We start from the raw sequence: 23923 nt of genomic DNA on the forward strand, positions 1-23923 counted from the left end.
CGACAACGACCCGTCACCATCGTGGCGGGTCGTTGTCGCTGCGGTAGCCCGGGGAAAGACTCAGGCGGGTGAGTTCGTCGCGAACGTGGGCACGCTGGCGAGCAATTTCTGGGTATAGGCCTGGGTCGGGTTCCCGTAGATCTGTGCGCAGGAGCCGGATTCGACGAGCTCGCCGTGGCGCAGCACCGCCACCGCATCACTGACATGACGCACCACCGCCAGGTCGTGGGAGATGAACAGCATCGTCAGTCCGAGACGTTCCCGCAGATCGAGCAGCAGATTGAGGACCTCGGCTTGGACCGAGCAATCCAGTGCGGAGGTGATCTCGTCGGCGATGATCACCTCCGGCTCCACCGCCAGGGCACGCGCCACCGCGATCCGCTGACGCTGGCCACCGGAGAACTCGTGCGGATAGCGCTGGGCGACAGCGGGATCGAGCGACACCGTTTCCAGCCAGCGCCCGATCGCCTCGGTGTGCCTGCGCGGGTTGGCGCGGGCCGGGTCGATGGCTTCGGCGATGGCGGCACCGATGGTCATGCGCGGGTTCAGCGAGGCGTAGGGATCCTGGGAAACCAACTGCACACGTCGCCGTAGCTCACGCGAGGACTTCCCTGTCAGTGCCTGCCCATCGAGGGTGATCTGTCCGGCACTCGGTGCCAGCAGTCCGACCACGGCCTTGGCGATGGTCGACTTGCCCGATCCCGATTCGCCCACCAAGCCCAGGGTTTCGCCGGTCGGCACCCGAAGGGTCACGTCGTCGACCACGGTGACCGCGCGGCGGCCGGAGCCGTACGAGACGGAGAGTCCGAGGATTTCGAGTCCACTGCTCATCGCGCCGGAACCTCCTGTGCGAGTGGGGCATTGACGACATGGCAGGCGACCCCGCCGATCTGGGGCGGGAGCTCGGCCTCACACTGGGGCACCGCGAGCGGGCACCGTGGCGCGAACGCGCATCCCGCGGGCCTGTCCGCGGGGGCGGGCGGGCGCCCCGGAATGGTCGCCAACCTGCCGCTGGAGGTGCTGCCGTCGAGGGTGGGGCTGGCCGCCAGCAAGGCCTGGGTGTACGGATGCCGAGCTCGTCCGGCTCGCAGCTCCTCGGCGGTCAACTCCTCGACGACGCGGCCCGCGTACATCACGACCACGCGATGGCACAGCGTGCCGACCACGCCGATGTCGTGGGAGATGAACAGCATGCCGGTGCCACGGTCGTTGATCTCGCGCAACAGCTCGAGAACTTCCGCCTGCACTGTCACATCCAGCGCCGTGGTCGCCTCGTCGGCGATGATCAGCCGCGGATCGGGCAGCACAGCCGCGGCGATCATCGCCCGCTGACGCATTCCACCGGAGAGCTGATGGGGGTACTGGCCGAGCACGGTCTCGGGTTCGCGCACATGCACTCGCCGCAACGCCTCGGCCGCCGCCGCCATGGCATCGCGCCGGCTCGTCTTGCGGTGTACGCGAAGCACTTCGGTGAGCTGGCTACCGATGCGCTGCGCCGGATTGAACGACGCCGACGGGTCCTGGTAGACGATGCCGATCGCCGTCGCCAACCGCACCGGATCGCTGTCGGCGGCGGTCAGGTCGAGCCCGTCGAGATCCAGACAGGCCGCCCGGATACTCAGTTCGTCGGGCAGCAGGCGCGCCACCGCCATCGCCGTGAGGGATTTGCCCGAGCCGGATTCGCCGACGAGACCGACGATTTCACCCGGCGCCACCTGCAGCGAGACCGAATCGACCAGGCGCACACCGCTGTCCAGTTCGATGCTGAGGTCGGTCACCGTCAACAACGCGTCGGGCGAGGGAGCCTGGGGGGTGATCGGTTTCGGCACCGCCGTCACGCGCCGCTGCTTGGTGCGCTCGCGCGGGTCGAGGGTGGCGGCCAGACCGTCACCGATCAGCGAGGCGAACACGCCCGTCACCGTGATGGCGACGGCGGGCCCGAGCGCCTCCGACGGGGTGGTGTAGAGCGAACGCAGGCCGCCGTTGAGCATCGAGCCCCAGTCGTATTGGGGATTCTGCACACCGAGACCGAGGAACGACAGCCCCGAGAGGGCGACCAGTACCTGCGCGTACGCGGAGGACAGCAGCACCAGCAGCGGCCCGGCGATGTTCGGCAGCAGGTGCCTGCTCATCACCCTCGCCGGTGAGACGCCGAGCAGCTTGGCGGCGGAGACGAAGTCGCGGCCTGCGACCGAACCGGCGAGGTTGGCGGTGAGTCGCGCGAACGACGGCGAACCACCGAGCACGATGGCGATCACCGACGCTGTCGGTCCGGCGCCGAGAATGGTCGCCACCACGAGCGCCATGATCAACGTCGGCGCGGTGACCATGATGTCGATGATCCGCAGCCCGACTTCGCGGACTCGCGGCCCGGACACCCAGACCGCGGTGCCGATCGCGATACCGAGTGCCGCTGCCAGCGCCGTCGCGACGGTGGTCAAGACCAGGGTGAGCCGGGCCGCGACCAGGGTGCGTGCCCAGACATCACGCCCGAGCGAGTCGGTGCCGAGCCAGTGCTCGGCGCTGATCCCCGCCCGCACGGTCGAGGACATGGCGGCGGCGGTGTCGCCGAGCAGCGGCGGGGCGATCAGGGCGACGAGTGCGACGGCGGTGAAACCGATCGCACCGACCACCAGGGAGGGATGGGGGCGAGTCTTCATCGGTTACCTCCGGCCAGCGACGAGCGCGGATCGAGGATCGCCAGCGCGATATCGACCAGCAGGTTGAGAACGGCGGCCAGCAGACCCAGGACCAACACGCAGCCCTGGATCACCGGATAGTCGCGCACCAGCAGCGCGTCGACCACCCGCTGCCCGATCCCCGGCCACGCGAACACCGTTTCCACGATCACCGTGCCACCCAGCATCGAGGCCAGCACCAGACCGCTCAGGGTCATGACGGCGGTGAGCAGATTGGGGAGCACGTGGCGGGTGTACAGCCGCAGCGGGGGCAGCCGCCTGCCGCGCGCGGTGCGGATGTAGTCCTGCGACAGCACTGTTCCGGCTTCGCGCCGCACCACCCGCGCCATCACACACATGCTGGGCAGGCTGATGGCCAGCACGGGCAGGATCAGCGATTGGGTGGTCTGCGCCCCACCCGCGGGCAGCACCCCCAGGGTGATCGCGAAGACCACCACCAGTGCGGTGCCGACCACGTATTCCGGTACGGCACCGAGCAATCCGGTGGACAGGGTGAACGCGCCGTCGGTGCGTCGGCTGTGCCGGGCGGCGACCGCGATGCCCAGTGGCAGCGCGATCGCCAGGACCAGGATCAGCGAGAACACGGCCAGCTGCGCGGTGAACGGCAGGCGCGCCGCGATCACGTCCGAGACGGCCTCCCTGGTCTGGAACGAACGACCGAGGTCACCCTGCAGCAGGCCCGACACATAGTCGAAGAAGCGGGTGAGCATCGGGCGGTCGAGCCCGAGTTCGGCCCGGAGCCGGGCGATGTCGGCCTGGGTCGCGTTCTGGCCGGCCAGTGATTCGGCCGGGTCACCGGGGATGAGCTGGATCATGCCGAAAGTGACCACGACGAGCACCACCGCCACCGCCAGGAGTCCGGCCGCGCGGCGCAGCGCGAAGCCGAGCCACCCTGTCACGAGCCGATCCGTAGGGTGCTGAGGTCGATCTGACCGTTGGGGATATGGGCCCGCACACCCTCGCTGAACACGTAGCGCACGTTCAGCGTCGACAACGGCACGATGTCGACGGCGTTGAGCAGACCCGCCTGTCCCTGCTGCCAGGCGGCGCATTTGGCCGTCTGGTCGGTGGTGACGACGGCCGCGCGCAGACCCTGGTCGAAGGCGTCGTTGTGGGTCGCGCCGTAGTTGCGGCCCTGAGGCGGTTCGGCGCCGGTGAGCAGGTTCGACGCGGTGAGCAGTGTGGTCGACAGCGACGCCATCACATTGATGTCCCAGTCGCCGCCGGGCAACACCGACGATACCCAGGTGTTGTTGTCGACATTGACCAGCTCCACGTCGGCGCCCGCCGCGCGCAGTGCCTCGGCGACATAGGTGTTGCCCGCGCCGTCGGCGATCGCGTTGGTGCCCGTCACGGTGATCTTCTTGCCCGTGAGGACTCGGGTGGCCGAGGCGAGGTCGTGCTGGGCCAGCAGGGCATCGTCGGTGTTGGCGCAGACGTTGGCGGTGCTGTCGACATAGCTCTTCAGCAGGGTTCCCGAGCCGCCGAGAACCTTGTCGAAGGCCTTGGCGTCCACGGCCTGCGCGACGGCTTTGCGGAACTCCGCGTCGGCACCGGGTTTGCCCGCACGCTGGTTGAAGAACAGGAAGTTACGGATCATCGGCGCGGTCGCGGTGTCGAATCCCTGCTCCAGCCGGGTGCCGTCGGGGCCGGTGAAACCGGCGAAGTCGAGCTGACCGGTCTGCAGGAGATTGGCCGCGGCCGATTCGCTCTTGACGATGCTGAGCTCGATCGTGGCGGGCGAGCGACCGGTCTGGTCGGCGGCGAAGGCGGGAAACGCGTCGAATCCCTCGCGCAGGGACGCGGTGTAGCGGGAGCCGCGCTCGCTCGCGGTGATGACGTAGGGACCGGTACCCGCGCCCGCCACCGAGCCGGTGGCCAGGCCGGTGGGGTCGTCCAGGCCCGGCTTGCAGATGATGCCCGCGTTGACCAGGCCCAGCGAGGGGAGCAGTTCCGCCCACGGGTTGGCCATGCGCACCGAGACGGTGCCCGCGGCGTCGTCGCTGGTGATGGTGGTCTTGTCGCCGGCGTTGGCCGCGCCGAACGTGTACGCCGCGCCCGGTGCGGTCTTGCGGAAGTACTCCAGCGAGGCAGCGACCTGGCTCGCGGTGAGCGGGGCGCCGTCGGAGCAGGTCAGGCCCTTGTTCAGGGTGAAGGTCGCCTGCGTTGCGGTGACGTCCCAGCTGGCGGCCAGCCGGGGGACGACGACGTTCTTGTCGTCGAGACCGACCAGCGTCGAGTAGAGCAGCCGATCGAAGGCGTAGTCGGACGAGCCGGCCGCCCGCGCGGGATCGAAGCTGCCCAGATCGGAGGTCAGTGCCAGGCGCACGGTCGCGTCGGACGCGCCCGAGCCCGGACCGCCGGTCTGTGATGTCGTGCACGCGGCGAGCGTCGCGACCGCCGCGACACACGCTGCGGCGAAGAGGGGGCGTTTCATGCGAACTCCTTGATGCGTGAGGTGACATCAAGGAATCAGTGCCGCTGCCAGGCACCGACTTTTCGCAACTATCAGCCGTGGGAGCGCTGCGCTGTGCCGAAAACGGGTATCCCGAGCCCACACCCTGCGGATATCCGCCACCGCGCGGATTCGGGCCACCCCTGCCCGGTGGCTGATGCGCCGGTACGCCGAATTCTATTGTGCGACAGCTACGCCGGGCGAATCGGGGCGACCACGCAGAATCTCGACGAGGGCGTCCTCGGCGGTCGAGGCCACACCGTCTTCCCAGCGCCCGATCGGGATGTGGCGCAGGTAGCGTCCGTGCGGGTCGAGCAAGGTGGCGCCGATCTTCAGCGGCCACAGCGCCATCGAGCGGTCGGCGATGGTCAGTTCCGGCATGGCCTCGGTCAGTCGCGCCTCGAACGCGGGCATATCGGCCATGGTGCGCAGCCAGACGTTGAAGATCAGGTTGCGCGGGCCGGTCAGCGAGTAGCACATGCGGGTCTCGCGCATCGCCGCGATCGCGTTGCCGATCTCCGGGACGCGCGACAGTGGCGCCGCGGCCCAGAAGGTGACGCTGAGCGGCCAACCGGAGATGGAGCGGGCCACCTCGCAGCGATAGGCGATGGCGTTGTCCTGCTCGAGGCGGGCCAGCCGCCTGCGCACGGTGGTGGGGCTCATCTCGGTGCGTTCGGCCAGCGTGGTGACCGATTGGCGGCAGTCGCGACTGAGTTCGGTGACCAGCGGGATGTCGTCGGCGTGGATCGAGCCGTAGCCGGGGGAGCGCCGGCGCGCGGGGGCCACCAGCGCGGTGTGGGCCATCCGGGCGCGATCGAGTCGCCAGCGGCTGCCCTCGGTGAACGAGGTGGTCACCACTTGGGAGCGGGTGGTCACCACGCCGTCGAGCGTGCCGAGCCGGAAGGTGATGTAGCGGGCCAAGGACGCGTGGTCGAAGAACACCGCGGTGACCATCAGGTCGCGCGCGCCCGTGGTGAGTTCGACGGTCACCAGGTTCACATCGAGCGCGAGTTCGGCCGAGACCTCGTGCAGGCGTCCGGGCGCGCAGTCGATTTCGATGATGGCCAGCAGCGGTGATACGCCGTCGATGCTGACCGGATAGCAGGTGAGCCAGGCCAGCCCCGCGTTCTGCAGGCGCGTCCAGCGGCGGGCGGCGGTGGATCCGTCGATGCCGAGCGCGCGCCCGATCTGCTGCCACTGCGCCCGCGGCGCCACCTGCAACGCGGCCACCAATTGGTAGTCCAGTTCGTCCAGGGTGGCGAAATTCTGCATGGTTGTGCCTTTCGGTGGCGAGATCCGGCGAATTGTATCGGCCCGGCGACTCGGTCGGCACGGTGATGTGGCCCGCCGCTTCCCGGACCCGAAGGACTTCGCAGTGATGAACGAAATCAGCGCGCCGCCACAATCCCTGCTCGCCGGTCTCGGCCGCGCGGTCGTCGCGGCGCCCGCCGAGGACCGGTGGCAGCAGGTGTACCGGCAGCTACACGCGCATCCGGAACTGTCGGGCGTGGAGTTCGCGACCGCGAGCCTGGTGGCCGAACAGCTGCGTGCGCTGCCCGGCTGGGAGGTCACCGAACGAGTCGGCGGCACCGGCGTGGTCGGGGTGTTGCGAGGCGGGCCGGGCCCTGTCGTCTGGATGCGCGCGGATATGGACGCCCTGCCGGTGCAGGAGGACACCGGCCTCGACTACGCCTCGACCGTCTCGGGTGTCATGCATGCCTGCGGACACGATGTGCACGTCGCCGCTCTGCTCGGCGTCTGCGCGGAGCTGTGCGCCGACGACACCCTCACCGGTACCGTCGTCGCGATCTTCCAGCCCGCGGAGGAGACCGGCGCCGGTGCGGCCGGGATGCTGAACGACGGTCTGCTGGAACGCTTCCCGCGTCCGGACATCTGCCTCGGTCAGCACGTGGGGCCCACGCCCGCCGGACTCGTCGTGACCCGTGGCGACATCGTGATGGCGGCCTCGGATTCGGTCCGGGTGCGGTTGGCGGGCGTCGGCGGACACGGTTCGACCCCGCACCTGGCCGTGAACCCGTTGACCATGGCGGCCTCGCTGGTCCTTCGCCTGGAGGGCCTGGTCGCACGGCAGGCGGCGGTGGGATCGTCGCCGGTGCTCACCGCAGGGGCCTTGCACGTCGGTACGAGGCCGAACATCATCGCCGAGACCGCGGAACTGCTGCTCACCCTGCGCACCTTCTCCGATCGATCGCGCGAGCAGATGATGGACGCGATCAGGCGGGTGGTCGCGGCCGAGGCCGCCGCCGCGGGTGCGCTCGTCGAGCCGGAGGTGGAGTTCTTCCACCCGTTCCCGATGACGGTGAACACACCGGGCGACACCGAGCGGGTGATGGCCGAACTCGGCGCGTCCGGGCTGGCCGTGCTGCCGCTGCGCAACCCCCTCAGCGGCAGTGAGGATTTCGGATTGCTGGGGACCGCGGCGGGCTGCCCGTCGGTGTTCTGGAACGTCGGTGGCTTCGGCGCCGACCAATTCGGGGAAACCGAAGCCGCGTACATGCTGGCAGAAGGCACGCTGCCGCCCTATCTGCCCGCCAATCACTCGCCGCGATTCGCGCCCGATCCCGCGGTGACACTGCCCGCGGCGATCACCGCGATGGGCGCTGCGGTACGGGTGGAACTGGGTGTCGGCGAACGTTGTGCGGCGATGAAATGAACGCCCGGTGTGACCGCCATCTCGTTCACCGAGCTGGCATCGACACGACACTGAAGCGTCGCTCCGATGCCAGCTCGGGCTGGCTTCATCGAAAGCATGACAATTTCGTCCGTGTTGACCGCCCCGGCGCCGGACTCCGGGGTGGGGAAATCTCGGTACTCCTTGGTCGTCGCGTCTGATGCCGAGCACCGCGAGGCCGCGCAGCGACTGCGTTACCAGGTGTTCGCCTCCGAACCCGGTTTCCAGATGCCGGAGAACAGCACCGGCCTCGATGCCGACAAGTTCGACGAGCACTGCGACCATCTGCTGGTTCGGGACGAGTTCTCCGAACAGTTCGTCGGCTGCTACCGCATGCTGCCGCCGGACAGGGTCGACGCGGCGGGCGGGTACTACACCGCCACCGAGTTCGATCTGACCCAGCTCGATCCCACCGGCAACCGAATCGTCGAGATGGGCCGGGCCTGCGTGGTGCCCGATCACCGCAACGGCTCGGTGCTCACCCTCATGTGGGCGGGCATCCTGCACTACATCCAGCTCACCGGCTACGACTGGGTGATGGGTTGTGTGTCGGTGCCGATGCGGGATTCGCCCGAGGACCCGGCCGGAGTGAACGTGCGCGGTGTGCGCGACCAGCTGCTCGGCCGCCACGCCTGCGACCCCGAGCGTCGCGTACACCCGTACAACCCCGTGGTCGTCGACGGACTCTCCCTCGACCAGATGGCCCCGCCGAGCCGTCCCAAGATGCCGCCGCTGCTGCGCGGCTACCTGCGCCTGGGCGCCGAGATCTGCGGCGAACCGGCACACGACCCCGACTTCGCCGTCGCCGACTTCGTCGCGCTGCTCGGCATGGAAACCATCAACACCCGGTATCTGGAGCGGCTGCAGAGCGCGGCCGCCAATTTCGACGGGAAGTAAACCCATGGTGTTCGACGCGCCGCTCGCAACTCACTCTCATTCGTGGATGCCGTCGAGCCCCTGTGGGTCCGGCTGCATCGAGCCGATCGACGAGGTCGGCACCGCCAGGATGCTCGCTCGACTGGCCGGTATCGCCGGGCTGGTGCTCAGCTTCCCGGTATCGACCATGGCCACTCCGAAGTCGCGCCGCGAACAGGTGCAGCGCCGCTACGCCAGGGCGGCACTGAGCTGTCTCGGGATGCGGTTGCGCATCATCGACAACCGCTCGCCCGAGCAGGCTTCGCCCGAGGGCTTCGCCGACACCGGCACCGCGGTGATGATCGTGGCCGGGCACATCGGCTGGGCGGATGTGGTGACGCTGGCCGCGGTGCAGCCGGTCAGCTTCGTCGCCCGTGCCGACATGGTCGAATGGCCGCTGCTGGGAAAGCTCGCCCAGCTCACCCGGGTCATCCCGATCGAGCGGGCGCGTCTGCGCGAACTGCCCGGCGTGGTTCGGCAGGTGGCCGATCGGCTGTCCGCCGGTAACCGCATCGTCGTCTTCCCCGAGGGCACTACGTGGTGTGGTCGGGCCTATGGTTCGATGCGGCCCGCCATGTTCCAGGCCGCCGTCGATACCACCACCCCGGTCCAGCCGGTCCGTCTGCGCTACTTGGACAGCGACGGAAAGCCGTGCACCGTACCGGGGTTCGTCGGCACCGACACCTTCGCCGACTCCGCGAAGCGGGTGCTGCGCAGCAAGGGCATGATCGCCGAGATCGTGCTGGAGCCGCTCGAGCATCCCGGACTGGATCGCCGGGATCTGGCGCGGCGCTGCGAGAGCGCGGTGCGCGGCACCGACCGTTCCCGTCACGGTGTGGCCGACACCCAGTGGATCGAAGCGGGTAACACCCGCGTGCAGGACCCCTCGATGGGGGATCAGGAGCAGGTTCGCCGACCGGCGAGGGCTACTGTCTGGTAACTGTTCGTTCGCATGCTCGTTGACAACCGGAGGCCGCGTTCGCGGTCTCCGGTTGTTTCGTCTGTGTGGGGTTATTCGCCGCGGGTGTGCTGATCGGCGCCGGAAAGTTCATTTTCGGAGGAATGTGAAAATCTCATGTCCGCTCGCTGGTCGTTCGTCCTGCGTATGACCTGCTGCTGAGCTGTGTAACAAACTGGCCGGTCTTTGGTACCCATCGAGGCGCCAGTTCAAACGATCGAATTGCCACGGTTCCGAAATTGGTGAGATATTTGCGGTACCGTCACGCAGGATTTTTGCGATACCCCCGTGTAACCGAGAGTCCAGGCGACGTTCGAGATGGGCGATCGTACGCGTGATCCACGGTGAAGGGAATCCATTCCGGTGACTGAGCAAGCTTCTGGCGTCCGCCGACGCACCGCGCCCCGAATCCGCCGCGTGCCTGCGTCGTCCACGCTGGCGCGGCTGCTGTCGGCCGCCGTCGAGCGCGCCCCCGAAGCGCCCGCGCTGCGATTCGACGGGCAGACCCTCACCTACACCGAACTCGACCAGTGGTCCTCGCGCCTGGCCAGGGTGCTGATCGCGCGCGGGCTCGGCCCCGGTGACCGCTTCGTCCTCGCGCTGACCCGGTCGATCGAGTCCGTGGTCGCGGTCTGGGCGGCGGCCAAGACCGGCGCCACCTTCGTGCCCGTCGATCCGCGCTACCCGGCCGAACGGGTCGCGCACATGCTCGCCGATTCCGGTGCCGGATTCGGCCTGGCCAAGGCGGCGGACGCGGCACGACTCGGCGCTGGAATCCAGTGGTTGGCGATCGACTCCGACGAGTTCCGTCAGGAGTCGGCCGCGATGTCGGAGGAGCCCGTGAGCGCGGGCGAGCGGGTGCGCAGGCTCTCTCCGGACGACCTCGCCTACATCATCTACACCTCCGGTTCGACCGGCGTGCCCAAAGGCGTCGCGGTCACCCACGCCGGGCTGGCCGGGCTGTGCGCCGAGCAGGTCCGTCGCTTCGGCATCACCGGCGACTCCCGCACCCTGCACTTCGCCTCGCCGAGCTTCGACGCCAGCATGCTGGAGATGCTGCTGGCCGTCGGGGCGAGCGCGACGATGGTCATCGCACCCCCCGATGTCTACGGCGGCGACGAGCTGACCGAACTGTTGCGCGCCGAAGGCGTGACCCATGCCTTCATCACGCCCGCGGCGCTCGCCGGCCTCGACGCGGCGGCGCTGCCGGAACTGACCGCCCTCGCAGTCGGTGGTGAGGCCTATCCGCCCGGGGTGATCGCGCGGTGGGCGCCGGGGCGCGCGTTCTTCAATGTGTACGGCCCGACCGAGACCACCATCGTCTGCGCGATGAGCGATCGACTGACCGCCGACGACGTGATCACCATGGGCGAGACGATCCCCGGGATGACGGCACTGGTCCTCGACGCGCGGCTGCGCCCGGTGCCGGACCGGGTGCCGGGTGAGCTCTATCTCGCGGGCGACGGTCTGGCCCGCGGTTACCACGACCGGGCCGGGCTCACCGCGAGCCGGTTCGTGGCCGACCCGCTGGGTCGCGGCAGGCTCTATCGCACCGGTGACCTGGTGCAGTGGGTCCCGGTGCACGGCGGGGTCGGGCTGAGATTCCTCGGCCGCACCGACGCACAGGTGAAACTGCGTGGTTTCCGCATCGAACTCGGCGAGATCGACGCGCTGTTCGCGGCCGACGACACGGTCGGCTTCTGCGCGACCCTCATCCGGACGCTGCCCAGCGGCGAGAGCGCCCTCGTCTCCTATGTCGTCGCGGCCGCGGGCGCCACGATCGACACGGCGGCGCTGACCCGGCTGGCCGAGCAGCGCCTGCCCCAGCACGCGGTGCCCGCCGCGATCGTGGTGCTCGACGAGGTGCCGTTGACGCCGGTCGGCAAGCTCGATCATCGTGGGCTTCCTGCTCCCGAGATGGCCGTGCGCGCGTTCGAGGAGCCGCGCACCGGCACCGAACGGACCGTCGCGGCTGTTTTCGCGGAGTTGCTCGGTGCCGACCCGGTCGGGCGCGGCGACGACTTCTTCGCCCTCGGCGGCAACTCGCTGCTCGCCACCCAGCTGGCGGGCCGCCTCGGCGCCTCGGTGGGCGCGCGCGTGCCCGCCCGCACCGTTTTCGAGTACGGCACGGTGGCCGAACTGGCGACCGCGCTCGATGTGCTGGTCGGTGACGCGTCGGTGCGGGTGCCACTGACGCGGCGCGACCGTGGTGCGCACGTGCCGCTCTCACTCGCCCAGCAGCGCATGTGGTTCATGGCGCGACTGGATCCCGAGTCCAGCGCCTACAACATTCCGGTCGCGCTGCGACTGACCGGCCCGCTCGACACCTCCGCGCTCACCGCGGCTCTCGACGACGTGCTCGAACGGCACGAGGTGCTGCGCACGGTGTACCCCGAGCACGACGGTGCGGGCTTCCAACAGGTGCTGCCCGTTGCCCAGGCCGGACTCGACCTGGTGGTCGACCAGATCGACGAACCCGATCTGCCGGGCGAACTGGCTCGGCTCACCTTCGGCGGGTTCGATGTGTGCCGGCGAGTTCCCGTGCGCGCGGCCCTGTTCCAGCTCGGCGCGACCGACCACGTGCTGGCGGTGGTCGTGCACCACATCGCCACCGATGGGTTCTCGCTCGGCCCGCTGACTCGCGACCTGATGACCGCCTATGTCGCCCGTGCCGCCGGTGCGGCGCCGGACTGGGCACCGTTGCCGGTGCAATACGCGGACTACACGCTCTGGCAGCAGGAAATGCTCGGTGCGGCAGACGATTCCGGCTCGCTACTGGCCGAACAGCTCGGCTTCTGGCGCACCGCTCTGGCCGGTGCCCCGGCCCTGCTCGAGCTGCCCACCGACCGCCCGCGTCCACCGGTCGCGGGCACCCGTGGCGCCGCTGAGCACTTCGTCGTCTCCGCTGCGGTGCATTCCGCGCTGGAAACCCTTGCGCGCGAGCACAATGCCTCGCTGTTCATGGTGGTGCGTGCCGCGCTGTCGGTGTTGCTGGCCCGGGTCGCAGGCACCGACGACGTCACCATCGGCGCGCCCGTCGCCGGCCGTGGCGAACCCGAGCTCGACGATCTCGTCGGCATGTTCGTCAACACCATCGTCCTGCGCACCCGCGTCGATGCCGGCGAGTCCTTCGCGGCCCTGTTGGAGCGGGTGCGCGACATCGATCTGGCCGCTTTCGCTCACGCCGACGTGCCGTTCGAACGTCTGGTCGCCGAACTGGATCCGCCGCGAACCCAGGCCCACCACCCGCTCTACCAGGTTGCCCTGTCGTTCCAGAACTTCGGCGCCGCGCACCTGGAACTTCCGGAGCTGACGGTGTCGGCGATCGACCTGGGCGAGGAATCCGCGCCGGTCGACCTGCAGCTCACGGTGGTTCCGCTCGAGGACAGCGCCGGGCCCGCCGGTCTGCGCTGCTCCTGGCGCTATGCCACCGATCTGTTCGACGCATCGACGATGGAAACCCTCGGCGCCCGCCTGGCCGGACTGCTGGCCGCCGCCGTCGCCGCACCCCGGCGCCCCGTCGGCGACCTGCCGTTGCTGACGCCGGCCGAACTGTCCGAGCCCGCGGGCGAGCTCCGTCTCGTCTCGGACCCGACCCTGCTCGACGAATTCCAGGCCCGTGCACAGCATCGCCCGGACGCGCCCGCGGTCACCTTCGGCGAGGTGACGCTGAGCTACGGCGCGTTGGCTCGCCGCGTCAACCAGTTGGCCCGGCTGCTCGTCGCCGAGGGAGTCGGCCCAGGAAGCACTGTGGGCGTGGCGATTCGGCCGTCGATCGACCTCGTCGTCGCGATGTACGCGGTCTTCGCGGCCGGTGGCGCCTACGTGCCGCTCGATCCCGATTCACCCGCCGAGCGCCGCGCCGACATCCTCGCCGTCGCGCAGCCGGTCTGCCTGCTCACCACCAGCGACGATGCGATCGCGGCCGACGGCTTGCCCGTCCTCGCGGTGGACCGGGCGGCGCCGACGGGATTCTCCGACGCCTGGCTGACCGACGCCGACCGGCTCCGTCCGCTGCGCGCCCTCGACCTGGCGTATGTGATCTTCACGTCCGGCTCGACGGGCAAGCCGAAGGGCGTCGGCGTACCGCACTCGGCGATCGTCAACCAGGCCGCGTTCATGGTCGGCGAGTACGGGGTGGGGGAGTCCGACACTGTCCTGCAGTCGATCCCGTTCACCTTCGACGCCTCGATGATCGGTTTCGCCACCCCCTTGCGTGCCGGCGCGCACATGATCGTGGCCGCCTCGCAGGGGCTCACCGATCCCGCGTACCTGGCGGAACTCATCGCGCGCCACCGTGTCACCGGGACCACCATCGTGCCCTCGGTACTCCAGATGCTCCTCGACGCCGCACCCACCGGCGCCCTGCGATCGCTGCGCGCGGTCTGGGTGGGCGGTGAGGCACTGCCGAACGCCACCATCGAACGCTTCACCACCGTCACCGCGGGCCGCCTGTACAACCTGTACGGCCCCACCGAGGCCACGGTGTCGATCACCGGCGCCGATGTGACCGAGGTGGGCGACGGTATCGTCCCGATCGGGTCGCCGCACTGGAACTCTCGCGCCTACGTTCTCGACGCGCGCCTGCGGCCGGTGCCCGTGGGCACGCCCGGCGAGCTGTACCTGGCCGGTGCGCAACTGGCCCGCGGCTACCTCGGCAGCACCGACAAGACGATGGAGCGATTCGTCGCCGACCCGTCCGGGCCCGTCGGCGAGCGCATGTACCGCACCGGCGATCTCGTGCGCAGGCTCCCGTCCGGTGACCTGACCTATCTGGGCCGCACCGACGTCCAGCTCAAACTGCACGGCCTGCGGATCGAACCCGGCGAGATCGAGGCGGCGCTGCGGACGCATCCGGCGGTCGCCGGCGCGGCGGTCGCGGTGCATCACGAACAGCTCGTCGGCTACGTGACGCCCCTGGGCGCGGGCGTGGACACCGGCGAGGTGCTGGCGACCATCCGAACCCTGTTGCCCCCGTACATGATCCCGCACCGCCTGCTGGTGCTCGACGAGTTCCCGCTCGGTGCGACCGGCAAGCTCGATCGCAAGGCACTGCCAGCGCCCGCCGTGGAGATCCGCGAATACCAGGCGCCCACCACCCCGGACGAGCAGATCGTCGCCACGGCGATCGCCGGGGCGCTCGACCTCGAACGAGTCGGCCGCGACGACGACTTCTTCGTGCTCGGCGGCACCTCACTCACGGCGATCCGGGTGCGCGCCACCCTCGCCGAGCAGTTGGGCATCGAGGTGCCGCTGCGCCTGCTGTTCAGCTATCCGCTGGTCAGCGACCTGGCACTGGCCGTGCGCGACGAGTCGTCGGCTTCGGCGGCCGGGCCCGATCCCGCCGTCGACGCGATCCTCGACCCGTCGATCGACCTCACCGGTTGCGCGCCACAGCGAACCGGCGAACCGGCCACGCTGCTGCTCACCGGCGCCACCGGGTTCCTTGGCAGCTTCCTGCTGCGCGAACTCCTGGAGCAGACGTCGGCGACCATCTACTGCCTTGTCCGGGCCACCGACGACGCGAGTGCGGTGGATCGCGTCGTCTCGACCGCCGCGAAGTACCGCATCGACGTGCGGCCTCACCTCGACCGGATCATCGGTGTGCCAGGCGATCTCGCGCAACCGAACCTCGGCATGGACCCGCTGCGCTTCGCCGAACTGGCTGCCAGGACCGATGCGATCTACCACAACGGCGCGCTGGTGAACCATCTCGAACCGTATGCGCGAATGCGGGCGGCCAATGTGGGCGGCACGACCGAGGTGCTGCGCCTGGCCACCACCACGCGGGTCAAGCCGATCCACTATGTGTCGACCCTGTCGGTGCTGGCGGGGATCGCGCAGGACAACGGGGTGCCCGCCGGTCTGCCCGGTTACGCGATGACCAAGTGGGTCGCCGAGCAGCTCGTGCACGCCGCGATCGAGCGGGGCGTCCCCATCGCGGTCTACCGTCCCGGCCTGATCACCGGCGATTCGGGCACGGGCGTCGCTCCGGCAGAGGACGCCTGGTGGACCATGTTGCGCGCCATGCTGGTGCTCGGCGTGGCTGTCGATGTGCGGGCGATCGGCATCGAGATGGCACCCGTGGACCATGTCGCGGCGGGAATCGTCGGCCGATCGCGTGACAGCGCGGCCATCGGCAACATCTTCCGGGCCGCAGGCGCACAGGTGCCGCTACAGGTCGTGTACGAGGAAATCCGCAGCCGCGGTTACCGTTTCGATTTCATCGACCCGATGGAGTTCGGCCTGCAGCTGTCCACCGTCGCCGAAAGCCCCGACGCCGACCCACTGCTGGCCCGCGCGTCCGCGCTGAGCGGCAACTACGCGGCCGCCATCGCCCAGGCGAACCCGGTGGCGGTGCTCAGTGGCGTGGAAGCGGCTCCGGTCGAACCGTTCCGTGGCCTGCCGATCGAGTTCCCCCCGGTCGACGCCACGGTCATCGCTCGCTACTTCGACCACTACATCGATATCGGCTTCTTCCCGAAGCCCGAAGCGCAGAGCCTGGCGCCCGCGTGAGTTGACGCGGGCCGAGCGTCCCGCAGGAGCACGGAGCTCCTGCGGGAATCGGCGTCACTTCGCGTAGTCGTAGAACCCGCGCCCGGTCTTGCGGCCCAGTCGTCCCGCGTCGACCATCCGGCGCAGCAGCGCGGGCGGGGCGAGGTGCGGCTCGGCGAACTCGGCGTACAGCGACTCCGACGCTGCCAAGGCGATGTCGAGGCCGACGGTGTCGAGCAGGGTGAGCGGGCCCATCGGGTAGCCGCAGCCGCCCTTCATGGCCGCGTCGATGTCCTCGGCGGTGGCGTAGCCCGACTCGAGCATCCGGATCGCCGAGCAGAGGTAGGGGATGAGCAGCGCGTTCACGATGAAACCGGAACGGTCACCGGCCTGCACGGTCATCTTGCCCAGGGTGTTGGCGGCGTAGTCGGTGACGGCCGCGGCCGCTTCCGGCGCGGTCACCAGCGTCGAGATGATCTCGACCAGCGGCATCACCGGCACGGGGTTGAAGAAGTGCACGCCGACGACCCGCTCGGGCCGCTCGGTCGCGCCCGCCACCTTGATCACGGGGATCGAGGAGGTGTTGGTGGCGAGGATGCCCTCGGGCTTGACGATCTTGTCCAGCTTGCCGAAGATCTCGTACTTCAGCGCCTCGATCTCGGGCGCCGCCTCGATCACCAGGTCGCGATCGGCGAACTCGTCCATGTCCAGGGTGACGCGCACCCGCGCGAGCACGGCGTCGGCCTCGTCCTGGGTGATCTTGCCCTTGGCGACGCCACGGGCGATCGAGGTGGCGATCCGGTTCTGCGCCGCCTCGGCGAACTCCGGCTTGGTCTCGAGCACGAGCACCGAGCTGCCCGCCTTGGCGCACACCTCCGCGATACCCGCGCCCATCGTGCCGCCGCCGATTACACCGATCAACTCCATTGCCGTACTCCCAACATCGCCTTGCCCTGGTTGTCCCGGCGATTATTTCACCCCGGGTGGCACTCAGTGCCACAGGCTGCCGGAACGAGGGGTCACGGCACCGGTCGACCTAGGCGGCGCAGCCGATTGCCCGGCCCGCGTCGGCGGGAACGCGTGCAGGCCGACGCGGGTGGTTCACAGGGCGATGCACGCCGAACCCGCGTTGATGCCCGTGCCGACACTGACGGTCTGGCGGACCTGATGCGTCGCGCCCGGCTGGAAGGCGTAGATGTAGGTGATGCCCGTCCTGGACGGGGTCCAGTTCGCTTTGGCGGTGCCATTGGGGTCGGGCATCACCTCGGCGAAGCCGCTCGGGCCCTGGCCTTCCTCGTAGAAGAACACCGGCTGGGTGATGTCGTCGACGGTCACGTGTGCCACGTAGGTGCAGGTCGTTCCGTACGGGTGGGTGCCGAGGGTGAACGAGGGCATGGTGGCGATGCTCGTGACGGTCGCCGAGGCCTGCGGTGCTGCCAGGGTCGCCATGCTCGCGACGATGCCGACGGTGGCAGCGCCGAGGGCGAATCGAAGGGAATCGGAGGGCATGAGCGTTCGGATCATGGCGGAATCTCTTTCGGTTCGGTTCGTCAGAATGTGCAGTCGCCGGGACGGCCCGCCCGGCCCTTCAGGAAGCGAGAGGCGCGCAGCGGATGTCGTTCGAGGTGCGGCCGTCGACCGGCGCCGCGGCGGTCAGGCGCACCAGTCGGGACCCTGGTTCATGTGCACCAGTCGCAGAAGAGCGCAGGTGAACTGCGAGCCGCTACCGGTCGAGCCGCTGTCGTCGACGGCGGTCAACGGTGGAACAGGCTGCGCCCCAGCGGTTTGCGCGTTCACCACCGGTGACAGAACGACACCGGCCGACAGTGCGACGATGGTGAGACGGCGGATCAGAGACATCGCGAATTGCCTTTTCTTGTCCGGGAATTCGGCCCGTAGCCACGGGCCGATCGACCAATACCTCAACAAGGGTGTGGCTTGGGGCCGCTTCGACCAAGGCCACAGAATTGGCTATCCAATAATTGGTCAGTCAGCCCGTTCGCCGCACCGCATGGCCTCGCAGGGCGGATTCCGTCGGTGAACCCGGCGCGACGACGAAGGCCACGAAGGTCTGGTCGCGGCTTTCGCCGGGGTGCATCACTTCGACCGCGAGCTCGAGCTGCCCCAGTTCGGGGTGATCGAGTCGTACCCGGTGCGGCGGCCAGGCGCCGACCTGGTGCGCCTCCCACAGTGCGCAGAATTCCTCGCTGTGCTCGCGTAGCGAGGCCAGATGGGTGGCCAGCGCCGGGTCCCCGGGGTGGCGGCTCCAGGCCAGGCGGGTGAAGGCCACCTGATAGCGCGCGATCTCGTCCCAGTCGGCGGGGCAGAACATGGCGCGAAAGTCCGAATCGAGGAAGAGCGGATGCGTCCAGGTGCGCAGGACCGGCGCAACGGCGGTGAAGTCGTACAGCACGGTCGTCGTCATCGGATTCCACGTGAGGACATTGCCGTATCGGCCGGTGATGTAGGCAGGCGCCTGGGTGATGGAATTCACCAGGTGCACCAGGTCGGTACGGACCTCCGTCGGCCCCGACGACGGCTCGCTCTGCGGTGGATGAACCAGATTTCCCAGATACTCGCGTTCATCGTCGGTGAGTCCGAGCGCGGCGGCGACCGCGTCCAGCACCTCGGCGGAGATATTTCGACTCTGTCCTTGCTCGAGCCGAACATAGTGCGTGACACTCACTCCGGCCAGTTGCGCGAGCTCTTCGCGGCGCAGGCCGGGCACCCGCCGCCGATCCCCATAGGTTGTCAGTCCCACCTGATCGGGCTGCAACCGTGCCCGGCGTGACATGAGGAAGCTGGTCAACTCCGAGCGTCCATCCATGCCGCGATCCTAGACAGCGGATTCGCCGGGCAAATCGTGACTTTCGTGACGGCTCACTGTCCACAGCCGAGCGGTCGGCGCTCTGCGTGCATGATTTCCGGAACGCTCGGCCGTAGGCGAAGTACACGAGGACCCCGAGAGCCGGCCTGATCACGAAGCGCAGCCGGCTCTCGAACTCGACGCTGGTCACGCATTCGACTGGTAGTCGGTCGTCACCTTCGCACTGTCGGCATACGCGGTGCAGCAAGCGCAAATAGGGAACAACCGTCCGCATTTGCGCGTCCTAGACTGACCCCGGCAAGGTTGGCACCGCACCGTAGGGCGGACGAAATAGGAGTTGCGTGGTGATCCGGGCTGTTGTGTTCGATGTCGGCGAGACCCTTGTGGACGAGACTCGGGAGTACGGCACCTGGGCGGACTGGTTGGGCGTACCTCGCCATACCTTCGTCTCGGTGTTCGGCGCTGTGATCGCCCAAGGTCTGGACTACCGAGAGACGTTCCAGGTGTTCAAGCCCGGATTCGATCTCGATCAACAGCGCCAAGCCCGCGCAGATGCAGGCAAGCCGGAGTGGTTCGGCGAGGAAGACCTCTATCCGGATGTCCGTCCAGCTCTGTCGGCGCTGCGCGAGTTGGGTATCTGGGTGGGCATCGTCGGGAACCAGACGGTACGCGCGGGCGGCCTGCTGCGTGGTCTCGATCTGCCGACCGACTTCATCGCGACCTCCGATGATTGGGGGGTAGCAAAGCCTGACGTCGCGTTCTTCGACAAGGTTGTTGAGGTCGCCGGATGCCCGGCAGAACAGATCATCTACGTCGGTGACCGCATCGACAACGACATCACCCCGGCCACCAAGGTCGGGATGCGAACCGCCTACATCCAGCGCGGACCATGGGGATGGATCCACAAAGACCGGCAGGACGTCAAGGAGCTCTCGGACTGGCGAATCCTCAGCCTGTCCGAACTCCCCGACATCGTGAACGCTGAGCGCTAGCCAGAGAGCGAGTTGACGGTTGTATGCCAGTCGTACAACCGCTCATCCAACGCCCGCACCTCGGGTAGCGAGTCCCACTTGCGCAGGTCCTGCCGAACCACCTTGATCCGATCCAAAGTCGTTGCGTACCAGTGCTCGCCGATTCCATCCAGCGCATCCTCGAGGAAGCCACACGCTTGCTCTGGCAGCTTCTCCAACACACACGCAGCCGCAGCATCGGCAAGGTAAACCGACCGCTGTTTCACCGACTCCGCGGGAAGGTCGTCGAGGACTTGCCGCAGGCTCGCCAGGGCCTCCCGGCCGTCTCCCGCGGAAATCAAGGTGTTGGCTTTGAAGCCCGCGAGCCGCGTCGGGGAGAACCAATCCAGCCACTGGGGCGACGGCTGTTCCTGCGGATCATGCAGGGCGTAGGACTGTTCGGCGTGCCGGATGAGGCTCAGTGCCTGTCGGGTATTGCCGAACCGCGTCTCGACTTCGGCCTCGACAGCATCGAGCCATGCCGTCAGTTCGTGGTTTCCGTTGCCCCGCCGCGCGAATGCTCGGGCCGCTCGAACTCGCTCTTTCGCTTCCTCGGCCCTTTTCGCTTGGCCGGAGAATGCGGGAATGAAGGCCATGTGGGCGAGGACGGCGCAGCCGAGCAGGGCGTCAGCTGCTTCGTGTGCCGCCTGTAGCGCGAGGACGAAACTTGTCTGGGCTTCGTCGGGCTGCTGAAGATCAAAGAACTCGAGACGGCCCGCCAGCAGCGCCGATTCAGAGACTGCCCTTGCCAAGGGAACGGTGGCCCGAACGTCGATCTGCGGGATGAGGTCGGACCCCATCCGGGCGTGATAAGAGACGGATCGGTGGAGTTGCTTTGCTGGCAGTGACCAGTACATCCCGCGATGAGCGACCGTGATCGCCACAAAGTTCTTCGCGACCGTCGCGGGCAGTTCCGTTCCACCCATGACGCGCCGATACCGACCTGTTTTCTGAATCCCGTTGGTGCCCAATACTTCTCTGGAACCTCGCCCTTCTGGGCCGTTCGGCCAGGGAGGTGTGAAGCCGAGTTCGGTAATGGGGCGTTTGAACAGCGCTTCCAGGGCTGCGGCATGTTCTGGATGCGGCCAAGGCGGATCGGTCGACTCCCAGCGCCGTACGGTGCGGGCGGCTACTTCGATGCGGAGTCCGATCGCGCGCGCGGCGTCAGTCAACGCGTCGGCCAAAGCCGCTTGGGATCGATATCCCAGAGCCTGGCGGGCCGCGCGAAGAGCCGCATTCCCATTGTTTGCCATGCGGGCGAGCGTAGTCCGCTATCGGGACATTTGACGAGGGAGCATGTCGCATGTGGCCGCCTTATGTCCTCTTATTTGTCCTTCTATCGACCTTTGCATTGAGTCACTGTTGATCTCGTAGGGCTACTCGACTTGTGGTAGTACCCGTCTCGCCACACGAAACGGACATCCTGCGATGGATGACACGGAGGAACGATGAACGAGCCCGACCCGTCAAGAGGTCAGACAAGAGTGGTCATGGTTGGGCGGCCTCCTTCATCGGTGGCCCGATGACATCCATCCTGGAAGCCGATGTTCTCGCCGTCCTCACACCCGGCGGGAAGCTCACTACCGACACCATCGCCCGCAACTTGAACGCACCGAAATGGCGCGTGGTGCGCGCCCTGCACTCGCTGCGCCGCAACGGCGACGCCTTCCGGAATCAGCAGGCGGAATGGCAGATCACGGCCGGACAGCGCCGCCCGCCAAGGCAGGCCGCGCGATGACACACCTCGATCCCATCACCCTCGAACACACACTTGCCGACCTCACCCGAGCGCTCGACGCCATGCGCGAAGCCGGTTTCATCACCACCACGCCCGCGACACCCACGTTCGACGCGCCCGAGTCGTCCGACCCCGCTACCGGGTCGCTCGAGGAGTTCTCATGACCCAGGCAAGCCCACCCGCCACCGCCTACACCGAAACCCCCCGATCGCGGTGCGAGTTCTACCGCCGCACCTGCTCGCTGCCCACGGTGATCGACCCGGTAACCGGGCGGATCACCATGAAGGCAGGGATGGTCGGGGCGGTGATGATGCCCACCGACCTCGCCCGACGCGTCAAAACCGATCTCGACGTTCGAGGGGTCACGCCGTTGCCGATCATCGGCCACCCCCGATCCAACATGTGGACCTTCTTGGTTCGCTCCGATATCAAGCCGATCGGTGAGCCCGAAAACGTGGCCCGGTTATGGGAAGCGCGAGTGGTGGTGATCCGTGAAGGCGATATCGCGTTGCCGTCCCCGTCCCCGGACCCACTGATGGTCCGCACATGGGTATCTCCGGCGATCAGCGCGTTCCGGCCATCAGGGTCGGTAGTCGTCCATTGCGCCCTGGGGCTCTTGCCGGGGCGGCACCTGCGATGAACCACGGTGGTCGCTCACCCTGTCCCGACGAACCCGACGTCCACCTCACAATCCAATTCACCAGTGTCCGAATGAATTTCGTCGCCTGCTTGACGGCCGCACTCGTATTCGTTTGCGAGGTGACCGCCCGCCGACCCGGCACCGTCACCGTCGATCCCAGCTATTGCGCGGGACTGTCGAGGCTCCCCAACGAACGGCTTTACCTCCAACCCTGACCGTGTGAACAACCTCGATGCCGGATACGAACTCCTAGGCCACTAATCCCGTTGCGCCACAATGTGTTACGCCATTCGCTACGAGCGCGGTCGCGACGCGACAAGACCACCTGAATACCTCGAACACCGGCGACCCCCGAGCCGCGCTGGTTCGAGGGTGGGGAACGCTCCCGGAGGCCGCCCAACCGGCCTCCGGGGGCACCCACACCACGCACATGACTGGTAACACTGGAAGGCCCCGACCAACGCCCACACCGTGCGCCCCTCGCCACGGGCCCTGGAGTTGGTCGGGGGCTTTCCGTCGCAGATGCGGCAGGAGCCCCGACTATGACCACCCGCTCACGGAACCTGATCGACCCTTACCAGCCCACCCCCGCACGCCTGCACAGCGTGTTCCTCGGCGGGAAAGACCACTACGAACCCGACGAGGCGCTAGCCGAGGCACTGTCGAGCAGCACGATCAGGCCCGCGATCACCGAATCCCGCCGCTTCACCCGACGCGCGGTCGAATACCTATCCGACCATTACGGGGTGTCCCAGTTCGTCGAACTCGGGTGCGGCCTGCCTCACGTCCCGAACATCCACGACATCGCCGAAAACCTCGCGGCACGGTGGGACGCGCTGGAGTGGCCGAGCCCGTGGTGTGTCATCCACGGCGACCCTTCCCCGGCCAACACCATGGCCGCACCTACCGGGGGACACGTCGTGGACCTGGAACGCTGCTGCATCGGACCCCCACAGTGGGACAAGCCACTGTCGCCTTCCAGTCCGACACACTCTCGGACCCACCAGCCCGATGGAAACAGTTCGCCGACGCCTACGGCTCCGATGTCACCGGATGGGACGGCTACCCGGTGATCCGCGACGTCCGATCCTTCGAGCTGTGTCTGTTCGCGCTACGTCACGCCGCTGTCTCCGACCACGCCCGCCACCAGGCCGACTACCGGCTGGCCTGCCTACGTGGGGATGAGGGCTTGCGGCCATGGAAGTGGGTTGCGCCCTGAAGGAGCGCCGAAACTCGTACCTCACCTGCGCAAACGTGATTGCCAGCGAATATCCGATAATGCCGATTTGCGCTCGATCAGGCGTTCGGCGAGGCCTCGCCTACCCCTTCCGTCTATGCTGGTGCCTTCGCCGCGTACAGGGTTGCTACTGCGCGACGTGATGATCGAGCGCACGAGTCAAAGGACATTCGGCGGACCGGCGGTATTTCTGAGCTGTCTTTGGGGGAGGCATGATCTACGAATCTGCCCAACGGGTCGAGACCTGCGACCGGTGT

Annotated in this window: 20 protein-coding genes; 10 read left to right on the forward strand and 10 right to left on the reverse strand. The window is 68.1% G+C overall.

What is annotated here, in order from left to right; translation table 11 throughout:
* Positions 1 to 60: 60 nt before the first annotated feature.
* The 5 genes from ACFWUR_RS01415 to ACFWUR_RS01435 form a co-directional block, all read right to left on the reverse strand.
* The gene (locus ACFWUR_RS01415; protein ID WP_378900092.1) at positions 61 to 831 is read right to left on the reverse strand and encodes an ATP-binding cassette domain-containing protein; all 771 of its coding nucleotides are present in this window, start codon (positions 829 to 831) and stop codon (positions 61 to 63) included.
* Positions 828 to 2660 (reverse strand): dipeptide/oligopeptide/nickel ABC transporter permease/ATP-binding protein, encoded by a 1833-nt coding sequence (locus ACFWUR_RS01420; protein WP_378900095.1) that lies wholly within the window; start codon positions 2658 to 2660, stop codon positions 828 to 830. Before ACFWUR_RS01420 ends, ACFWUR_RS01415 begins: the two co-directional genes overlap by 4 nt.
* Complete coding sequence (locus ACFWUR_RS01425; RefSeq protein WP_378900098.1) at positions 2657 to 3598, reverse strand: ABC transporter permease; 942 nt, start codon at positions 3596 to 3598, stop codon at positions 2657 to 2659. Before ACFWUR_RS01425 ends, ACFWUR_RS01420 begins: the two co-directional genes overlap by 4 nt.
* Complete coding sequence (locus tag ACFWUR_RS01430; protein ID WP_378900101.1) at positions 3595 to 5136, reverse strand: ABC transporter substrate-binding protein; 1542 nt, start codon at positions 5134 to 5136, stop codon at positions 3595 to 3597. Before ACFWUR_RS01430 ends, ACFWUR_RS01425 begins: the two co-directional genes overlap by 4 nt.
* 195 nt (positions 5137 to 5331) lie before the next feature.
* A complete protein-coding gene (locus ACFWUR_RS01435) occupies positions 5332 to 6426 on the reverse strand; it encodes an Lrp/AsnC family transcriptional regulator (RefSeq protein ID WP_378900104.1) in 1095 nt (364 codons plus the stop codon).
* A gap of 106 nt (positions 6427 to 6532) precedes the next feature.
* Here ACFWUR_RS01435 and ACFWUR_RS01440 point away from each other — a divergent pair, with 106 nt between their 5' ends.
* The 4 genes from ACFWUR_RS01440 to ACFWUR_RS01455 all read left to right on the forward strand — a co-directional run bounded on the left by ACFWUR_RS01440 (position 6533) and on the right by ACFWUR_RS01455 (position 16235).
* On the forward strand, positions 6533 to 7828 hold the full coding sequence (locus ACFWUR_RS01440) for an amidohydrolase (protein ID WP_378900107.1): 1296 nt from the start codon (positions 6533 to 6535) through the stop codon (positions 7826 to 7828).
* 96 nt (positions 7829 to 7924) lie between these two features.
* Complete coding sequence (locus tag ACFWUR_RS01445) at positions 7925 to 8743, forward strand: GNAT family N-acetyltransferase (protein WP_378900110.1); 819 nt, start codon at positions 7925 to 7927, stop codon at positions 8741 to 8743.
* A 46-nt stretch (positions 8744 to 8789) separates the two neighbouring features.
* The gene (locus ACFWUR_RS01450) at positions 8790 to 9701 is read left to right on the forward strand and encodes a lysophospholipid acyltransferase family protein (protein WP_378900113.1); all 912 of its coding nucleotides are present in this window, start codon (positions 8790 to 8792) and stop codon (positions 9699 to 9701) included.
* Positions 9702 to 10136: 435 nt separating this feature from the next.
* On the forward strand, positions 10137 to 16235 hold the full coding sequence (locus tag ACFWUR_RS01455) for an amino acid adenylation domain-containing protein (protein WP_378900116.1): 6099 nt from the start codon (positions 10137 to 10139) through the stop codon (positions 16233 to 16235).
* 54 nt (positions 16236 to 16289) lie between these two features.
* Here the strand turns inward: ACFWUR_RS01455 and ACFWUR_RS01460 are convergent, their stop codons facing one another.
* From ACFWUR_RS01460 to ACFWUR_RS01475, 4 genes are all read right to left on the reverse strand, one after another.
* A complete protein-coding gene (locus tag ACFWUR_RS01460) occupies positions 16290 to 17141 on the reverse strand; it encodes a 3-hydroxybutyryl-CoA dehydrogenase (RefSeq protein WP_378900119.1) in 852 nt (283 codons plus the stop codon).
* Between the two features lie 174 nt (positions 17142 to 17315).
* Positions 17316 to 17738 (reverse strand): hypothetical protein, encoded by a 423-nt coding sequence (locus ACFWUR_RS01465; RefSeq protein WP_378900122.1) that lies wholly within the window; start codon positions 17736 to 17738, stop codon positions 17316 to 17318.
* A 129-nt stretch (positions 17739 to 17867) separates the two neighbouring features.
* Complete coding sequence (locus ACFWUR_RS01470; protein ID WP_378900125.1) at positions 17868 to 18074, reverse strand: hypothetical protein; 207 nt, start codon at positions 18072 to 18074, stop codon at positions 17868 to 17870.
* A gap of 130 nt (positions 18075 to 18204) precedes the next feature.
* Positions 18205 to 19041 carry a helix-turn-helix domain-containing protein gene (locus tag ACFWUR_RS01475; protein ID WP_378900128.1) on the reverse strand — a complete coding sequence of 279 codons (837 nt, stop codon included), beginning with the start codon at positions 19039 to 19041 and terminating at the stop codon, positions 18205 to 18207.
* Between the two features lie 344 nt (positions 19042 to 19385).
* Here ACFWUR_RS01475 and ACFWUR_RS01480 point away from each other — a divergent pair, with 344 nt between their 5' ends.
* The gene (locus ACFWUR_RS01480) at positions 19386 to 20033 is read left to right on the forward strand and encodes an HAD family hydrolase (protein WP_378900546.1); all 648 of its coding nucleotides are present in this window, start codon (positions 19386 to 19388) and stop codon (positions 20031 to 20033) included.
* On the opposite strand, the gene ACFWUR_RS01485 is transcribed toward ACFWUR_RS01480, so the two are convergent.
* Positions 20030 to 21304 carry an XRE family transcriptional regulator gene (locus ACFWUR_RS01485; protein WP_378900131.1) on the reverse strand — a complete coding sequence of 425 codons (1275 nt, stop codon included), beginning with the start codon at positions 21302 to 21304 and terminating at the stop codon, positions 20030 to 20032. The two genes, ACFWUR_RS01480 and ACFWUR_RS01485, sit on opposite strands and share 4 nt — an antisense overlap.
* Positions 21305 to 21573: 269 nt before the next feature.
* Between ACFWUR_RS01485 and ACFWUR_RS01490 the strand changes: the two genes are divergently transcribed.
* The 5 genes from ACFWUR_RS01490 to ACFWUR_RS01510 all read left to right on the forward strand — a co-directional run bounded on the left by ACFWUR_RS01490 (position 21574) and on the right by ACFWUR_RS01510 (position 23648).
* Complete coding sequence (locus tag ACFWUR_RS01490; protein WP_071929618.1) at positions 21574 to 21789, forward strand: hypothetical protein; 216 nt, start codon at positions 21574 to 21576, stop codon at positions 21787 to 21789.
* Positions 21786 to 21953 carry a hypothetical protein gene (locus ACFWUR_RS01495; RefSeq protein WP_378900134.1) on the forward strand — a complete coding sequence of 56 codons (168 nt, stop codon included), beginning with the start codon at positions 21786 to 21788 and terminating at the stop codon, positions 21951 to 21953. The genes ACFWUR_RS01490 and ACFWUR_RS01495 overlap by 4 nt, the downstream gene beginning before the upstream one ends.
* Positions 21950 to 22429, forward strand: a complete 480-nt coding sequence (locus ACFWUR_RS01500) for a DNA-directed RNA polymerase subunit beta (RefSeq protein ID WP_378900137.1) — start codon at positions 21950 to 21952, stop codon at positions 22427 to 22429. Before ACFWUR_RS01495 ends, ACFWUR_RS01500 begins: the two co-directional genes overlap by 4 nt.
* A 542-nt stretch (positions 22430 to 22971) precedes the next feature.
* Positions 22972 to 23502 (forward strand): SAM-dependent methyltransferase, encoded by a 531-nt coding sequence (locus ACFWUR_RS01505; RefSeq protein ID WP_378900140.1) that lies wholly within the window; start codon positions 22972 to 22974, stop codon positions 23500 to 23502.
* Positions 23385 to 23648 (forward strand): hypothetical protein, encoded by a 264-nt coding sequence (locus tag ACFWUR_RS01510; protein ID WP_378900575.1) that lies wholly within the window; start codon positions 23385 to 23387, stop codon positions 23646 to 23648. The genes ACFWUR_RS01505 and ACFWUR_RS01510 overlap by 118 nt, the downstream gene beginning before the upstream one ends.
* Positions 23649 to 23923: the final 275 nt, after the last annotated feature.

This window comes from Nocardia sp. NPDC058633 (assembly GCF_042717045.1).
GTDB lineage: Bacteria > Actinomycetota > Actinomycetes > Mycobacteriales > Mycobacteriaceae > Nocardia.

Bases quoted from the DNA above. Each gene is read 5' to 3' on its own strand.
- ACFWUR_RS01415 (WP_378900092.1), bottom strand. From the start codon at position 831: ATGAGCAGTGGACTCGAAATCCTCGGACTCTCCGTCTCGTACGGCTCC.
- ACFWUR_RS01420 (WP_378900095.1), bottom strand. From the start codon at position 2,660: ATGAAGACTCGCCCCCATCCCTCCCTGGTGGTCGGTGCGATCGGTTTC.
- ACFWUR_RS01430 (WP_378900101.1), bottom strand. From the start codon at position 5,136: ATGAAACGCCCCCTCTTCGCCGCAGCGTGTGTCGCGGCGGTCGCGACG.
- ACFWUR_RS01435 (WP_378900104.1), bottom strand. From the start codon at position 6,426: ATGCAGAATTTCGCCACCCTGGACGAACTGGACTACCAATTGGTGGCC.
- ACFWUR_RS01440 (WP_378900107.1), top strand. From the start codon at position 6,533: ATGAACGAAATCAGCGCGCCGCCACAATCCCTGCTCGCCGGTCTCGGC.
- ACFWUR_RS01445 (WP_378900110.1), top strand. From the start codon at position 7,925: ATGACAATTTCGTCCGTGTTGACCGCCCCGGCGCCGGACTCCGGGGTG.
- ACFWUR_RS01450 (WP_378900113.1), top strand. From the start codon at position 8,790: ATGCCGTCGAGCCCCTGTGGGTCCGGCTGCATCGAGCCGATCGACGAG.
- ACFWUR_RS01460 (WP_378900119.1), bottom strand. From the start codon at position 17,141: ATGGAGTTGATCGGTGTAATCGGCGGCGGCACGATGGGCGCGGGTATC.
- ACFWUR_RS01465 (WP_378900122.1), bottom strand. From the start codon at position 17,738: ATGATCCGAACGCTCATGCCCTCCGATTCCCTTCGATTCGCCCTCGGC.
- ACFWUR_RS01470 (WP_378900125.1), bottom strand. From the start codon at position 18,074: ATGTCTCTGATCCGCCGTCTCACCATCGTCGCACTGTCGGCCGGTGTC.
- ACFWUR_RS01475 (WP_378900128.1), bottom strand. From the start codon at position 19,041: ATGGATGGACGCTCGGAGTTGACCAGCTTCCTCATGTCACGCCGGGCA.
- ACFWUR_RS01485 (WP_378900131.1), bottom strand. From the start codon at position 21,304: ATGGCAAACAATGGGAATGCGGCTCTTCGCGCGGCCCGCCAGGCTCTG.
- ACFWUR_RS01490 (WP_071929618.1), top strand. From the start codon at position 21,574: ATGACATCCATCCTGGAAGCCGATGTTCTCGCCGTCCTCACACCCGGC.
- ACFWUR_RS01495 (WP_378900134.1), top strand. From the start codon at position 21,786: ATGACACACCTCGATCCCATCACCCTCGAACACACACTTGCCGACCTC.
- ACFWUR_RS01500 (WP_378900137.1), top strand. From the start codon at position 21,950: ATGACCCAGGCAAGCCCACCCGCCACCGCCTACACCGAAACCCCCCGA.
- ACFWUR_RS01505 (WP_378900140.1), top strand. From the start codon at position 22,972: ATGACCACCCGCTCACGGAACCTGATCGACCCTTACCAGCCCACCCCC.